Origin of the sequence: Corynebacterium tuberculostearicum (genome assembly GCF_030229345.1) — a bacterium.
Taxonomy (GTDB): Bacteria; Actinomycetota; Actinomycetes; order Mycobacteriales; family Mycobacteriaceae; genus Corynebacterium; species Corynebacterium tuberculostearicum_G.
In genome coordinates this window covers 106,425-120,122 of sequence record NZ_JASPGP010000006.1, presented here as the reverse complement: position 1 = coordinate 120,122, position 13,698 = coordinate 106,425, and the positions used below count along the sequence as shown (strand labels likewise).

At 59.2% G+C, this 13,698-nt stretch carries 12 protein-coding genes; 9 read left to right on the top strand and 3 right to left on the bottom strand.

The features are described from left to right. Window positions 1-33: 33 nt before the first annotated feature. Window positions 34-963 (bottom strand): ABC transporter ATP-binding protein, encoded by a 930-nt coding sequence (locus QP884_RS06040; protein ID WP_284821285.1) that lies wholly within the window; start codon window positions 961-963, stop codon window positions 34-36. A gap of 6 nt (window positions 964-969) precedes the next feature. Next, on the bottom strand, window positions 970-2,694 hold the full coding sequence (mptB, locus tag QP884_RS06035) for a polyprenol phosphomannose-dependent alpha 1,6 mannosyltransferase MptB (RefSeq protein WP_284821284.1): 1,725 nt from the start codon (window positions 2,692-2,694) through the stop codon (window positions 970-972). A 269-nt stretch (window positions 2,695-2,963) separates the two neighbouring features. Between mptB and QP884_RS06030 the strand changes: the two genes are divergently transcribed. The 9 genes from QP884_RS06030 (at window position 2,964) to QP884_RS05990 (ending at window position 12,309) form a co-directional block, all read left to right on the top strand. Then, a complete protein-coding gene (locus QP884_RS06030) occupies window positions 2,964-3,701 on the top strand; it encodes a helix-turn-helix transcriptional regulator (RefSeq protein WP_204608998.1) in 738 nt (245 codons plus the stop codon). Beyond that, on the top strand, window positions 3,698-5,137 hold the full coding sequence (sufB, locus tag QP884_RS06025; RefSeq protein WP_284821283.1) for a Fe-S cluster assembly protein SufB: 1,440 nt from the start codon (window positions 3,698-3,700) through the stop codon (window positions 5,135-5,137). Before QP884_RS06030 ends, sufB begins: the two co-directional genes overlap by 4 nt. 5 nt (window positions 5,138-5,142) lie before the next feature. Beyond that, entirely contained in the window at window positions 5,143-6,297 is a 1,155-nt protein-coding gene (gene sufD, locus QP884_RS06020) for a Fe-S cluster assembly protein SufD (RefSeq protein WP_284821281.1), read from the top strand. Window positions 6,298-6,325: 28 nt separating this feature from the next. Beyond that, entirely contained in the window at window positions 6,326-7,084 is a 759-nt protein-coding gene (sufC, locus tag QP884_RS06015) for a Fe-S cluster assembly ATPase SufC (protein WP_005324834.1), read from the top strand. 45 nt (window positions 7,085-7,129) lie between these two features. Then, window positions 7,130-8,377, top strand: a complete 1,248-nt coding sequence (locus QP884_RS06010; RefSeq protein ID WP_284821279.1) for a cysteine desulfurase — start codon at window positions 7,130-7,132, stop codon at window positions 8,375-8,377. After that, entirely contained in the window at window positions 8,374-8,826 is a 453-nt protein-coding gene (gene sufU, locus QP884_RS06005; protein ID WP_005324831.1) for a Fe-S cluster assembly sulfur transfer protein SufU, read from the top strand. Before QP884_RS06010 ends, sufU begins: the two co-directional genes overlap by 4 nt. Then, window positions 8,827-9,234, top strand: coding sequence for a metal-sulfur cluster assembly factor (locus QP884_RS06000; protein ID WP_005324830.1), 408 nt, complete (start codon window positions 8,827-8,829; stop codon window positions 9,232-9,234). 114 nt (window positions 9,235-9,348) lie between these two features. Further along, window positions 9,349-10,980, top strand: coding sequence for an ABC-F family ATP-binding cassette domain-containing protein (locus tag QP884_RS05995; protein WP_005328391.1), 1,632 nt, complete (start codon window positions 9,349-9,351; stop codon window positions 10,978-10,980). Window positions 10,981-10,986: 6 nt separating this feature from the next. Continuing rightward, window positions 10,987-12,309: a DUF2254 domain-containing protein gene (locus tag QP884_RS05990; RefSeq protein WP_284821278.1), complete on the top strand. Its 1,323-nt coding sequence runs from the start codon at window positions 10,987-10,989 to the stop codon at window positions 12,307-12,309. Window positions 12,310-12,333: 24 nt separating this feature from the next. On the opposite strand, the gene QP884_RS05985 is transcribed toward QP884_RS05990, so the two are convergent. Beyond that, on the bottom strand, window positions 12,334-13,698 hold the full coding sequence (locus QP884_RS05985) for a PFL family protein (protein ID WP_284821277.1): 1,365 nt from the start codon (window positions 13,696-13,698) through the stop codon (window positions 12,334-12,336).

The following is a 13,698-nucleotide window of genomic DNA, read 5'->3' as shown; positions in this document are numbered from 1 at the left end:
GTTGATTGAATTCGGTCCTGGCGTAGAGTGCAGCTAGCTGCGCAAATGGCGGCCGGTAAGGTCAAGGAAGACCTCCTCCAAGTTGCGGTGGGCTGCGTCTAAGCGCCGCAGCAGGACTCCTTGGCGGGCAAGTTCGGCGCTCAGCGCGGCAATCGTCTCGGGCGTGCCGGCCTGGGTCAAGCGGTAATGCAGCGGACGGGATTTGGTCGCTTGAATGCCAGCCTTGGCTAAAGCCTCCACATCAACGTCGATATCGGTGCTGAAGCTAAGGCCTGCCGAGTCTGACTGCGCGGTAAGTTCCGCGGGGGTGCCGTGGGCTACGAGCTCGCCATGATCCATGATGGCCACTCGGTCCGCTAGTGACTCCGCTTCATCCATGAGGTGGGTAGTAAGAACAATGGTGACGCCATCGCGCCGGAGGGCTCGAACCAGGTCCCAGACCGCCAGACGGGACTGTGCATCCATTCCAGCGGTGGGCTCATCCAGGAAAACTAGCTCGGGCCGACCGATGATTGCTAGGGCTAGGGAAAGGCGTTGCTGCTGCCCGCCGGAGAGTCTGCGATAGGGAGTCCGGGCTACTCCTTCAAGCCCGAGCGTTTCCAGTAGCCAATGCGGGGAGAGGGGATGGGCGCTGTAGCTAGCGGAAAGTTCAAGCATTTCCAGAACACGGATGCCGGAGTAGGAACCACCACCCTGCAACATGATGCCGACCTTTTCGCGCACCTTGTCCGGTGCGGAACTCGGGTCTAGCCCGAGGACGTCGATTGTGCCGCTGGTGGGGTGGATAAAACCCTCCGACATTTCGATCGTCGTGGACTTTCCAGCGCCATTGGGACCAAGGAGGCAAAAGATCTCACCTGCGGCAACGCTAAGGCTCAGACCATTAACGGCGGTGGTGGAGCCATATTTTTTCACCACGTTGTCCACGGTGAGGGCTGGGCGATCGGCTGAAATGGAATTCACGTGGGATTAGTTTAGGACACGGATTCCGCTGCGCCGCACTGCAACCCACCACAGGGTGGCGATGACTGCGAAAGTGCAGGCTGCCGACACGTAGATGACGATGATGGTGCTGGGCGGCAACCCGAGGCCGCGTGGCAGCACAAAGAAGCTCATAGCTGCCGAATAAGCCACAACGCAGAAACGGAAGATAAGCCGGTTGGCCCATGCGGCCAAAGGCAATACGGCCCACAAGATGTACCACGGATGGACGACGGGAAAGAAGATAACCAGCACTAAGGAGGCGGTGCCGAGTCCTCCCACAGGGTGGATGCGGCCGCGCAACGTTGCAGAGAGCATGCGGGCCATGAAAGCTACTGCCACCAGCACGCCAAAGGTACGGGTTACGGTGAGAATGGCTTCGGTGTGGTCACCTAAGCCCAGCAGCATTCCGATAAAGCCGGTACCCACGCCTACGGCGGTGGAGGTAGAAAGCCACGAGCGAATGGAGGCCGCCCCGCCTTGTCCCGTGATCCACCCCAGGCCAATGCCGGTTAAGGCGCTAATTAGGGCAATGGTTGCAATTAAAATGACTAGCTGCAGGGCAATGGCGTAGGCCAAGGCCTTCCAGCGCGATGCACCGTCCTTGTCTATCAGGTGGCGGGCGTACGCCATTCCCACAAAGCCCAGCCCGATAAAGCCGGTAACCTTGACCATTCCGGCGCAGGACAGGCAAAAGCCGGAAGCAATGAGCGCTAGGAAGGCACTGCGTGTGGACTTTTCCAGCTTGCCGACGCCCCGCAGGCCCAGCTCCATACCCACCAAGAGCAGGCCCAGCATGATGGACTCATTATGGATTCCGCCCACCAGGTGCAAGATAGTCAGTGGGTTGAGAATGCCGAGCCATAGGGCAGATTCTGGAGATACCCGGCAGCGCCGCGCCAAACAGCTTATGGCCCACCCAGCAACGATGATGCCGGCGATGGATAGGAGGCGGTGGGCGATAACTCCCAAGAGGATGGAATTTGAGGTAACTGCGCTCACTACTCCAGCAAGCCCGAGTGCTACGGGGCCATAGGGAGAAGGGGAGTTGGCCCAGATAAACGGTACGGATCGGGCGAGCTCATCACCCGCGCCAAGCAATTGCACCGGTCCTGCAGAATACGGATCCATGCCCTGCATCACGATGGAACCGTTGGCCAAGTAGGAGTAAATGTCCTGGGTGAAGAGCGGGGCGGTAAAAATCAGCGGGATGACCCAGCCGGCCCACGTGCGCCATAGTTGGTGTGTGGTCACGAGCCGGCGGGCGCGTGCTGGGGTGAGGGCACCTTCCTGGGGTTGGCGCAGCGGGGTGCCTACAAAAGGGGCCAGGAAAACCCAGGCGGCCACCATCAGGCCTACTCCCACCATGACTATGGCGGAAGAGGTCTGCAGCATGCGAGACATGAGGGAGCCAAAAGGCACGTTGTCATAAGGGTTTCCCACTACTGGGAGAGCGCCGGCTCCTAACGCGCCGAAGGCGATAAGCAGAGAACCCACTGTGCCCACCCAGCGCAGGATAAAAAATGTCCGCCATTGTGCGGTGGTGGTGCGCTTTAGGCCATCTTCTTTGGCGGGGACAAAATCAAAACGAGAATCAGGTTCTGCGGCTCCGGTGTCCTCGGCGTGTAGTCGCGCAGACCGAGAACCAGCGGTGCCCAGCTGCGGCAGCTCGGCCTTGACGCCGGAAAGAAAGCCGCGGAATTTGCCTGTCATGGGTTAAGACCTTACGCGAATCCTCCGCCCCAACCCCAGCAGGCCCGCCCGTTTGGCGCGCGCAGCGCCGCCAGTTGTGGCGATGAGGGGAGTAAGCCACCCCCGTGCCACGGCGAAGAATGGCCAATGGTGGCATTCCGGAATGAATTAAGGAACACTAGTGTTGTCTAATAAAGGAGGCGCAGTTGAACTGCGGCGCGACTTTCGGAACTACGGGAGTCGGTTGCAGGGCGGCTGTAAGTGACCGAAGCACGAAGGGAGGTCCCAGCATGAGCACACCTCAGCGCGTAGAAACTACGCACAAGGCGGCTAAGGAATCCCGCACTACGGATGGCGATACCCGCCGGCAAGTGATGCTGTTGCTGCTGAAGGACGGGCCCGTTACCGCTTCCCACTTGGGTGAACGCCTTGGCCTTTCTGCTGCCGGAATCCGCCGGCACTTAGACAATTTGGTGGAAGAGGAATTGACGGAGGTTGTGCGCCGCCGCCCAGTTACCCGCGGTGCAGCGGGTAGCGGCTCAGGGCGCGGGCGACCAGCCAAACACTTCCGCCTCACCGATCGTGGCCGAGCGCAATTCGGCCACGCCTACGATGATTTGGCCTCTGATGCCTTGACGGCGCTTCGCGACGTCGGCGGGTCTGAGGCCGTTAAGCGCTTTGCCAAGGTCCGCTTCGAGCGACTCGTTGCAGACGTGCGTCCCCTCGTAGAAGAGGGCGAATCTGTAGAGGATGTGGCCCGCAAGCTGGCCGAGGTCTTGGATGAGCACGGTTACGCCGCCACGGTGGACCGCGCTGGTCAGGGAGTGCAAATCTGTCAGCATCATTGTCCGGTCTCCCATGTGGCGGCCGAGCATCCGGAGCTGTGTGAGGCGGAACAAGAAGTCTTTTCTGCTCTATTAGGCAAACACGTACAGCCTTTGGCCTCCATTGCAGGCGGCCACGGGATCTGTACCACGAACATCCCCTTGACACCCGTTAATACAAATACTGAAAGGAGCGAGTCATGACCCAGGCAAAATCGGCACCCGAGAACAAGATGACCGATGATGAAATCATTGATTCCATTGGTGCATATGAGTACGGCTGGCACGACTCGGACGCGGCTGGTGCTTCTGCTCGCCGCGGCTTGAACGAAGATGTAGTACGCGATATTTCCGCCAAGAAGGGCGAGCCGGAATGGATGCTTAACCAGCGCCTGAAGGCACTGAACATCTTTGATAAGAAGCCCGTTCCCACCTGGGGTGCGGATCTGTCTGGCATCGACTTCGACCAGATTAAGTACTACGTGAAGTCCACTGAGGAGCAGGCCCAGACCTGGGAAGACCTCCCGGATGACATCAAGGCCACCTACGATAAGTTGGGCATTCCAGAGGCTGAGAAGCAGCGCCTCGTTGCCGGTGTGGCAGCCCAGTATGAGTCCGAGGTTGTCTACCACCAGATCCGTGAGGACCTGGAAAGCCAGGGCGTCATCTTCGTCGATACTGATACCGCACTGCGTGATTACCCTGAGCTTTTCAAGGAGTACTTCGGCACCGTTATCCCGGCCGGTGACAATAAGTTTTCCGCGCTGAACTCCGCTGTGTGGTCCGGTGGCTCCTTTATCTACGTGCCCAAGGGCGTGCACGTAGATATTCCATTGCAGGCTTACTTCCGCATCAACACGGAAAATATGGGCCAGTTCGAGCGCACCCTCATCATCGTCGACGAGGACGCTTATGTTCACTACGTCGAGGGCTGTACCGCTCCTATCTACAAGTCTGACTCCCTGCACTCCGCGGTAGTGGAGATCATCGTGAAGAAGGGCGGCCGCTGCCGCTATACCACCATTCAGAACTGGTCCAGCAACGTCTACAACTTGGTGACCAAGCGCACCAAGGTAGAAGAAGGCGGCACCATGGAATGGGTCGACGGCAACATCGGCTCCAAGGTCACCATGAAGTACCCAGCCGTATGGATGACCGGTCCTTACGCCAAGGGTGAGGTTCTCTCCGTTGCCTTTGCTGGTGAGAATCAGTTCCAGGATACGGGCGCCAAGATGACTCACATGGCCCCGCACACCTCTTCCAATATCGTGTCTAAGTCGGTTGCCCGTGCCGGCGGCCGCGCCGCGTACCGCGGCTTGGTGCAGGTTAATCAGAACGCGCACCATTCCACTTCTAACGTCGAGTGCGATGCGTTGCTGGTGGACAATATCTCGCGTTCGGACACATACCCGTATAACGACATCCGCAATGACCACGTCACGCTGGGCCATGAGGCAACCGTTTCCCAGGTTTCTGAGGAGCAGCTGTTCTACCTGATGTCCCGCGGTATTGCGGAAGAAGAAGCAATGGCGATGATCGTGCGTGGCTTCGTTGAGCCGATTGCTAAGGAGCTGCCGATGGAGTACGCCCTCGAGCTCAACCGCCTCATCGAACTGCAAATGGAAGGATCGGTCGGCTAAAGAAAATGGTCGCTTCGAACGAATTCAATCCGGATAAGATCACCAAGGGTGACGTCTTTACCTCCACCAACGTGGAGGACTTCCCGGTGCCGCACGGCCGCGATGAGGTGTGGCGCTTCGTCTCCCTGCGCAAGCTCCGTGGACTGCATAATGGCGAGTTCGCTGAGGCAGTGGCACAGGACGTCACCGTGAGTGAACATCAAGGCGTAAGCTCCGAGACCGTCGCTCGCGATGACGAGCGCTTGGGCCGCGTTGGTACCCCGTCTGACCGCGTTGCGGCTCAGGCGTGGACTTCTATGCCTGAAGGCCAGGTTGTCACCATTGACGCCGAGGCTCAGGTGGAAGAGCCCGTAGTCATTACCTACACCGGCAAGGGCGAGGGCGTAACTTCCTTTGGCGCTACCTCCATCGAGGTAGGTCACCACGCGGAAGCCACCGTCATCTTGAAGTATGTCGGCTCTGGCACCCACGCGGATAACGTCGAGTTCATCGTGGGCGATGGCGCTCACCTGACCGTCGTTGTTGACGTTGATTGGGAAGACGATGCCGTACACCTGTCTAACCACGTGGCACAGCTCGGCCGCGACTCTGTGCTGCGCCACAACTCCGCCATCTTTGGCGGCGAGGTGGTACGCATCGTGCCTCGCGTGAACTTCACCGAGCAGGGCGGCGACGCAGAGCTGCTGGGCGTCTACTTCGCTGACGAAGGCCAGTACTTTGAAAACCGCATGTTGGTGGATCACTCCGTCCCTAATTGCCGCTCCCACGTCCTATACAAGGGCGCACTGCAGGGCACCAAGGACAATGAGGCCCGCACCTGCTGGGTAGGCGATGTCCTTATCCGTTCCAATGCGCAGGGCACCGATACCTATGAGACCAACAACAACCTGATTCTGACTGAGGGTGCTCGCGCGGACGCAATCCCTAACCTGGAGATTGAGACCGGTGAAATTACCGGTGCAGGCCACGCGGCCACCGTTGGTCGCTTCGATGACATCGAGTTGTTCTACCTGATGTCTCGCGGCATTCCAGAGGCTGAAGCCCGCCGCCTCATCATCCGTGGCTTCTTCAATGAGGTCATCCACCGCATCCCGGTGCAGTCCCTGTCTGAGGAATTGGAAAACCGCATTTCCGAAGAACTGGAAAAGATCTCCGCCTAAAGCTTTCATAGAAGGAAAACCACACATTATGTCTACTCTGGAAATTAAGAACCTCCACGCCCAGGTGCTGCCGACGGAAGAAGGCGGCGAGCCGAAGGAAATCCTCAAGGGCGTTAACCTGACCATCAACTCCGGCGAGATCCACGCCATCATGGGCCCGAACGGTTCCGGCAAGTCCACCTTGTCCTATACCATCGCCGGCCACCCAAAGTATGAGGTCACCGAGGGCGAGGTGCTTCTCGACGGCGAAAATCTGCTGGAGATGCCCGTCGATGAGCGCGCTCGCGCCGGCCTCTTCCTGGCGATGCAGTACCCAACTGAGGTACCGGGCGTAAAGGTCTCCCAGTTCATGCGCTCCGCAGTCACCTCCATTCGCGGCGAGGCACCGAAGCTGCGCGAATGGAACAAGGAGCTTACCCAGGCCCGCGAGAACCTGAAGATTGATAAGTCCTTCATCTCCCGCTCCGTCAACGAAGGCTTCTCCGGCGGCGAGAAGAAGCGCCATGAGGTCATGCAGCTGGATATCCTGAAGCCGAAGTTCGCAGTCATGGACGAGACTGACTCCGGCCTGGACGTTGACGCTCTGCGCATCGTGTCTGAGGGCATCAATAGCTACCAGAAGGAAACCAATGGTGGCATCTTGATGATTACCCACTACAAGCGCATCCTGAACTACGTGAAGCCGGACTTCGTCCACGTCTTCGCTGACGGCCACGTCATCAAGACCGGTGGCGCTGAATTGGCGGACCAGCTCGAGTCCGACGGCTACGACCAGTTCCTCAAGTAAGGACCGACCCTCGGCCGGTCAACCGCGACTATCCAAAGAAGATTCATGTCTGGATTTGATGTAAACGCAATTAGGGAACAGTTCCCGATTCTCCAGCGCACGGTGCGTGGCGATAAGCCACTGGTGTACCTGGATTCGGGTGCTACCTCCCAGCGCCCGCTGCCGGTATGGAAGGCGGAAGAGGAGTTTGTGCTGCACACGAACGCCCCTGTTCACCGCGGTTCCTATCAATTGGCAGAAGAGGCCGATGATGCCTACGAGTCCGCGCGCCAAGCTATCGCCGCATTCGTGGGCGCGTACCGCGACGAGATCGCCTTTACCAAAAACGCCACTGAGGCCCTGAACGAAGTTGCCTATGTGCTTGGCGACGAGCGCACGGGGGACCTCTACGTGGGCGAGGGCGATACCGTTGTCATCACCGAATTGGAGCACCACGCCAACTTGGTGCCGTGGCAGGAGCTGTGTGCTCGCACTGGCGCTACGTTGAAGTGGTATTCCATGACCGAAGACGGACGCATCGATCTCGATTCGCTCGAGCTCGATGATTCCGTCAAGGTAGTTGCGTTTACTCACCAATCCAATGTCACGGGTGCCGTGGCGGACGTGGATGAACTGGTGCGCCGTGCTCGCGCGGTGGACGCCATGGTTGTCCTCGACGCCTGCCAGTCGGTGCCACACATGGCGGTTGATTTCCATGCTTTGGACGTGGATTTCGCGGCCTTTTCCGGCCACAAGATGTGTGGCCCCAGCGGCGTGGGTGTGCTGTACGGCAAGGATGAGCTGCTCAAGAAGCTGCCACCTTTCCTGACCGGTGGCTCCATGATTGAGATCGTCAAGATGGAAGAGACCACCTTTGCCGAGCCGCCGACGCGCTTTGAGGCGGGCACGCAGATGACCAGCCAGGTGGTTGGCCTTGGAGCCGCGGTGAAGTTCTTGGAAGAAGTGGGCATGGACAATATCCACGCGCACGAAAAGAAGCTCACCGAGCGCGCATTGCGCCAGCTCAAGGAAATCCCGGGTCTGCGCATCATCGGTCCAGAGACCACCGAAAATCGCGGTGGCGCCATTTCCTTCACTGTGGAAGGCGTTCACCCGCACGACTTGGGCCAGGTCCTCGATGACCACGGTGTGTCCATTCGCGTTGGCCACCACTGTGCGTGGCCACTGCACCGTGCCTGCGGCGCACAGTCCACCGCCCGCGCTAGCTTCTACCTATATAACACCGAGGAAGAAGTAGATAAGCTGGTGGACGCAATCAAGGCTGCCCGCGAATTCTTTGGAGTTGCCTCATGAACCTAGATTCCATGTACCAGGACGTCATCCTGGATCACTATAAGAACCCCCAACACGCCGGCCTGAGGGAGCCATATCAGGCCGAGGTTCACCACGTGAACCCGTCCTGCGGCGATGAGCTCACCCTGCGCGTGCGCCTTTCGGACGACGGCAAGACCGTAGAGGACGTCTCCTATGACGCGGAAGGCTGCTCCATTTCGCAGGCTTCTACCTCGGTTATGGCTGAAGAGATCGTTGGACTGCCGCTCGCGGAAGCCAATGAGAAGCTGGCCGAGTTTGAAAAGATGATTACCTCTCGCGGCCAAGAAGAGGGCGATGAAGACCTCATCGGTGACGGCGTTGCCTTCGCCGGCGTGTCCCAGTACCCAGCGCGCGTCAAGTGTGCGCTCCTCGGATGGAAGGCCTTCCAGGCTGCTTCCGCCGATGCACTAACTGAAGTGGAGAACTAGATGACCGAACCCGTAGATCCTTATCAGAACGAGAACTCTTCATTCTCCGGCAGCGGCGAGCGCCCGGAGCAGACCGAAGAGCAGATCTCTAAGGCCTTTGACGTCACCGAATTCATGCGCGATGTCATCGACCCCGAGCTCGGCATTAACGTCGTCGACCTGGGCCTGGTCTATGACCTCTGGTTTGAAGAGGACAATGGCAAGGAAATCGTCATGATCAATATGACGCTGACCTCGCCGGCCTGCCCGCTGACCGATGTCATTGCGGAGCAGGTCGAAGACATCGTCAAGGCCAATAAGCTGGCCGATGCCGTCCGCATCAACTGGGTATGGATGCCGCCATGGGGACCGCAAATGATTACTGAGGAGGGCCGCGAGCAGCTTCAGGCCCTCGGCTTCGCGGTTTAAAATCGCGTATTAATCACACGCCCCTAACAGCGCATTTCTCGGATTAGGGAAGTGACTGTTGGGGGCGTTAGTGCGTCTTAGCGTTGGCCGCGTCAATTGCTAGACTATTTCTTCGTGATTGTAACCAATGATTTCGAAGTCAGGGTAGGAGCGCGCACGCTTCTCGACGCCCCCGGGCAGCACCTCCGCGTGCAGCCCGGCGACCGCATTGGCCTCATCGGCCGCAACGGCGCGGGCAAGACGACGACCATGCGCATTTTGGCAGGGGAGACGGAGCCTTATGGTGGTTCTGTGACTCGCTCGGGCCCCATTGGTTATCTGCCCCAGGATTCCCGCGAGGGAAATATCGAGCAAACGGCGCGCGAGCGCGTTCTCTCCGCACGCGGCCTGGATGATCTTAAGCGCCGCATGGCGAAGCAACAAGAGCTCATGGAATCGGCCACGGACGATAAGTTCCGGGATAAGGCTATCCGTAAGTATTCCCGCTTGGAGGAGCAGTTCGAGTCGCTCGGCGGCTATGAAGCCGATTCCGAGTGTGCGCAGATTTGCGATAATTTGGGCCTGCCACAGCGTGTCCTAGACCAGAAGCTCAAGACCCTCTCAGGCGGCCAGCGTCGCCGCGTGGAGCTGGCACAGATCCTCTTTGCAGCTACTGAAGGCTCCGGCAAATCCCAGACCACGCTGCTCTTGGATGAGCCGACTAACCACTTGGATGCCGACTCTATTACGTGGCTGCGCCAATTCCTGTCCAAGCATGAGGGCGGGCTCATTATGATTTCCCACGACGTCGAACTGCTGGAGGCCGTGTGCAACAAGGTGTGGTTCCTTGACGCGGTCCGCGGCGAGGCCGACGTCTACAACATGGGTTATAAGAAGTACCTCGATGCCCGTGCTACCGATGAAGCGCGGCGTCGCCGAGAGCGTGCCAATGCGGAAAAGAAGGCGTCTGCACTGCAAAAGCAGGCTGCCAAGCTCGGTGCCAAGGCAACCAAGGCCGCCGCGGCAAAGCAGATGCTCCACCGTGCTGAACGCATGATGAGCGAGCTCGACGAGGTCCGCGTGGCCGATAAGGTGGCCAATATTAAGTTCCCCGAGCCGGCGCCGTGCGGCAAGACGCCCATGAATGCCAAGGGTCTGACCAAGATGTACGGCTCGCTGGAGGTTTTCGTGGGCGTAGACCTCGCTATCGACAAAGGCTCTAGGGTGGTTGTTCTCGGCTACAACGGTGCAGGTAAGACCACCCTGTTGAAATTGCTTGCCGGCGTGGAACGCACCGATGGTGAAGGTGGCATCGTCAGCGGCCACGGCCTGCGCATCGGCTACTTCGCGCAGGAGCATGACACCATCGACCCGGATAAGTCCGTGTGGCAAAACACTATCGATGCCTGCCCAGACGCGGATCAGCAGGAGTTGCGCAGCCTGCTTGGCGCCTTCATGTTCTCCGGTGAGAAGCTGGAGCAGCCTGCGGGTACCCTCTCCGGCGGTGAGAAGACGCGCCTTGCGCTAGCCGCCTTGGTCTCCAGCCGCGCGAACGTCCTGTTGCTAGACGAGCCGACCAATAACCTGGATCCGATTTCGCGCGAGCAGGTGCTTGATGCACTGAAAACGTATACGGGCGCTGTGGTGCTGGTGACGCACGATCCGGGTGCGGTTAAGGCACTGGATCCGGAACGCGTGATCATCATGCCCGATGGTGATGAGGACCTGTGGTCCGATGACTATATGGAGATCGTGGAGCTAGCTTAGGGATTTATGAAGACACTGCTGGAGAGGATGCCCGCTTGGCGGGAGAAGTTTTGGCTCATCCCCGCCGTGGCGGTGGCCATCGCCGCGATCGGCGCGGAATTGCTCATTGCGGTTGGTAGCAATTTTGACGTGTCGGACACGCCCTTTTATGACGGCAGCGCCGATAGCGCGCAAGGGATTTTAAGCGCGGTAGCAACCTCGTCACTCTCCTTGGCCGGCACCGTCTTTTTCATCACGCTGACCGCGCTATCCGGTGTCGTCACGGTGATGGGCCCGCGCCTCCTGCACGAGTTTTTAAAGGATCGCTCCATTCAATCCACGTTGGCGATCTACCTGGCAACCTTTATTTTTGCGCTCCTATCCCTGCGCGCGGTTCGTACCGGCGGCGGTGGGGTAGAAGAATACGTTCCTTCCCTCAATGTAGCCGTCACGGTTCTGCTGGCCATCGCCTGCGTTGTCTTCCTCATCTACTTCATCGTGCACATTGCGCAATCCATCAGCATGTCCCACGTGGTGCACGTGGTTGCCCAAGACGTAGAAAGCCACATGCGCCGGCTCATCCGCCGCGGTGAGGAGGAGGAGAAAGTAAAAGCGCCGGGGCCAGAGTTCTACACGAACGCGCAAAAGCGCCGCAGTAGTGAGACTGGCTATCTCAAATTCGTGGACTATGACGCCATCGCGCAGGCTGCGGCGCAAGAGGATTGCGCGGTGCACCTCGGCGTGGCACCGGGAGACCTAGTGCTGGAAGGCGAGGTCATTGCCCACGGCGTGCCACGTTTGCCGGAAAACATTGAGCGCCATATCGTGCTTACACAGCACCGCGAAAACGCCTCTGCCCACGATCCTCGGTTTACCGCGCGGCACCTTGCAGAAATTGCTGCCCGCGCTTTGAGCACCGGCGTTAACGACCCATTTACGGTAATTGACATCATTGACCGCTTTACCCAGATCCTCACCGTGATTGGGGATAAGCGTCTTCCGCAGGGCATTGTGCATGTGGGCGGCGAGTTTCGGCTGGATTATCAGACCTTTAGCTATGACGAGATCGTCGAGGCGATGTTTACACAGATTCGGCGCGATGCGGCCGATAATGCGGAGATCTACCTCAGCATGCTGGATAACCTCGCTAAGGTGGTTGCCCTTCTTCGCACAGCGGAACGCCGGCGCGTGCTTGACGACACCGCCCGGGCCATCTACTCCGATGCCCGCCGCCAGGTAGGCGGCGAGGTGGAGCTGAAACAGTTGGAGGCCTCCTACCAGCACTTCCAGGCCAACCTAGCTGCGTGGGCGGAATCCGATAAGCCAGGCGAGGAGCACGCCGCGGATTAGACCGCGGCGCGGTTGTCGCTGGCGCTAGTTGCGGAATCCATGAACCGGGGCGGGGATGAAGCCGCCGCGGTTGATGAACTGCGCATTGCCCACTTGATTGACCGGGATGACAGGGGCGTAGCCAAGAAGTCCACCGAAGCTGACCTCGTCGCCTACCTGGGCGCCAGGTACCGGAATGACGCGTACTGCGGTGGTTTTATGGTTCATCACGCCAATGGCGGCCTCATCAGCAATCATGCCCGAGATCGTCGCGGCAGAGGTGTCGCCCGGCAGGGCAATCATGTCGAAGCCAACCGAGCAAATAGCGGTCATGGCCTCCAGCTTGTCCATGGAAATGGAGCCGGACTTGACCGCGTCGATCATGCCTTTGTCCTCGGAAACGGGGATGAAGGAACCTGACAACCCGCCCACGCGGGAACAAGCCATCATGCCGCCCTTCTTAACGGCGTCGTTAAGCAGAGCCAAGGCCGCAGTGGTGCCGTGGGTGCCCACTTGGTCCAGGCCCATGTGCTCCAAGATGTGCGCAACCGAATCGCCCAATTCGGCGGTGGGGGCAAGCGAAAGGTCGATGATGCCGAAGGGCACTCCCAGGCGCTCCGAGGCCATGTTGCCCACCAGCTGCCCGGCGCGAGTGATCTTGAAAGCAGCCTTCTTCACCTCTTCTGCAACCTGGTCTAAGCTGGCCCCCTCGAGCGAGCCCAAGGCACGGTCGACCACACCCGGGCCGGAAACGCCCACGGAGACCACACAATCGGGTTCCTCAATGCCGTGGAAGGCGCCGGCCATGAAGGGGTTATCTCCCACGGAGTTAGCAAAGACCACGAGCTTGGCGCACGCAATGGCGGAATCGTCCTTGGTCAGCTCGGCCGCTTCCTTGATGACCTCGCCCATCTTCTTGGCTGCATCCATGTTGATGCCGGCGCGGGAGCTGGCGATGTTTACGGAGGAACACACGACGTCCGTAGTAGCCAGAGCCTCCGGAATGGAGCTGATGAGTTTTTGTTCGGCAGTGGTAGCGCCCTTTTCTACCAAGGCGGAATATCCGCCTACGAAGTTGACGCCAACCTCTTTTGCCGCCTTGTCCAGCGCCTTTGCTGCGTCAACGGGGTTGCCGTCTACGCCGGCCACCACCAAAGAGATGGGGGTTACGGAGATGCGCTTATTGACGATGGGGATACCGAGCTCGCCCTCGATGCCTTCGCATACCTCGACGAGGCGCCCTGCCTGCTGGGTGACGCGGTCATAGATGGCCTGGCAGGTAGCCTCCATGGTGGAGCGGGTGCATCCGAGGAGGGAGATGCCCATGGTCACGGTGCGGATATCGAGACGATAGTTCTCAATCATCTCGATGGTGTCCAAGATATTGGTGGTATTAAAACGCGTACTCAT

Bases quoted from the DNA above. Each gene is read 5' to 3' on its own strand.
- mptB (WP_284821284.1), bottom strand. From the start codon at position 2,694: ATGACAGGCAAATTCCGCGGCTTTCTTTCCGGCGTCAAGGCCGAGCTG.
- QP884_RS06030 (WP_204608998.1), top strand. From the start codon at position 2,964: ATGAGCACACCTCAGCGCGTAGAAACTACGCACAAGGCGGCTAAGGAA.
- sufB (WP_284821283.1), top strand. From the start codon at position 3,698: ATGACCCAGGCAAAATCGGCACCCGAGAACAAGATGACCGATGATGAA.
- sufD (WP_284821281.1), top strand. From the start codon at position 5,143: ATGGTCGCTTCGAACGAATTCAATCCGGATAAGATCACCAAGGGTGAC.
- sufC (WP_005324834.1), top strand. From the start codon at position 6,326: ATGTCTACTCTGGAAATTAAGAACCTCCACGCCCAGGTGCTGCCGACG.
- QP884_RS06010 (WP_284821279.1), top strand. From the start codon at position 7,130: ATGTCTGGATTTGATGTAAACGCAATTAGGGAACAGTTCCCGATTCTC.
- sufU (WP_005324831.1), top strand. From the start codon at position 8,374: ATGAACCTAGATTCCATGTACCAGGACGTCATCCTGGATCACTATAAG.
- QP884_RS06000 (WP_005324830.1), top strand. From the start codon at position 8,827: ATGACCGAACCCGTAGATCCTTATCAGAACGAGAACTCTTCATTCTCC.
- QP884_RS05990 (WP_284821278.1), top strand. From the start codon at position 10,987: ATGAAGACACTGCTGGAGAGGATGCCCGCTTGGCGGGAGAAGTTTTGG.
- QP884_RS05985 (WP_284821277.1), bottom strand. From the start codon at position 13,698: ATGAGTACGCGTTTTAATACCACCAATATCTTGGACACCATCGAGATG.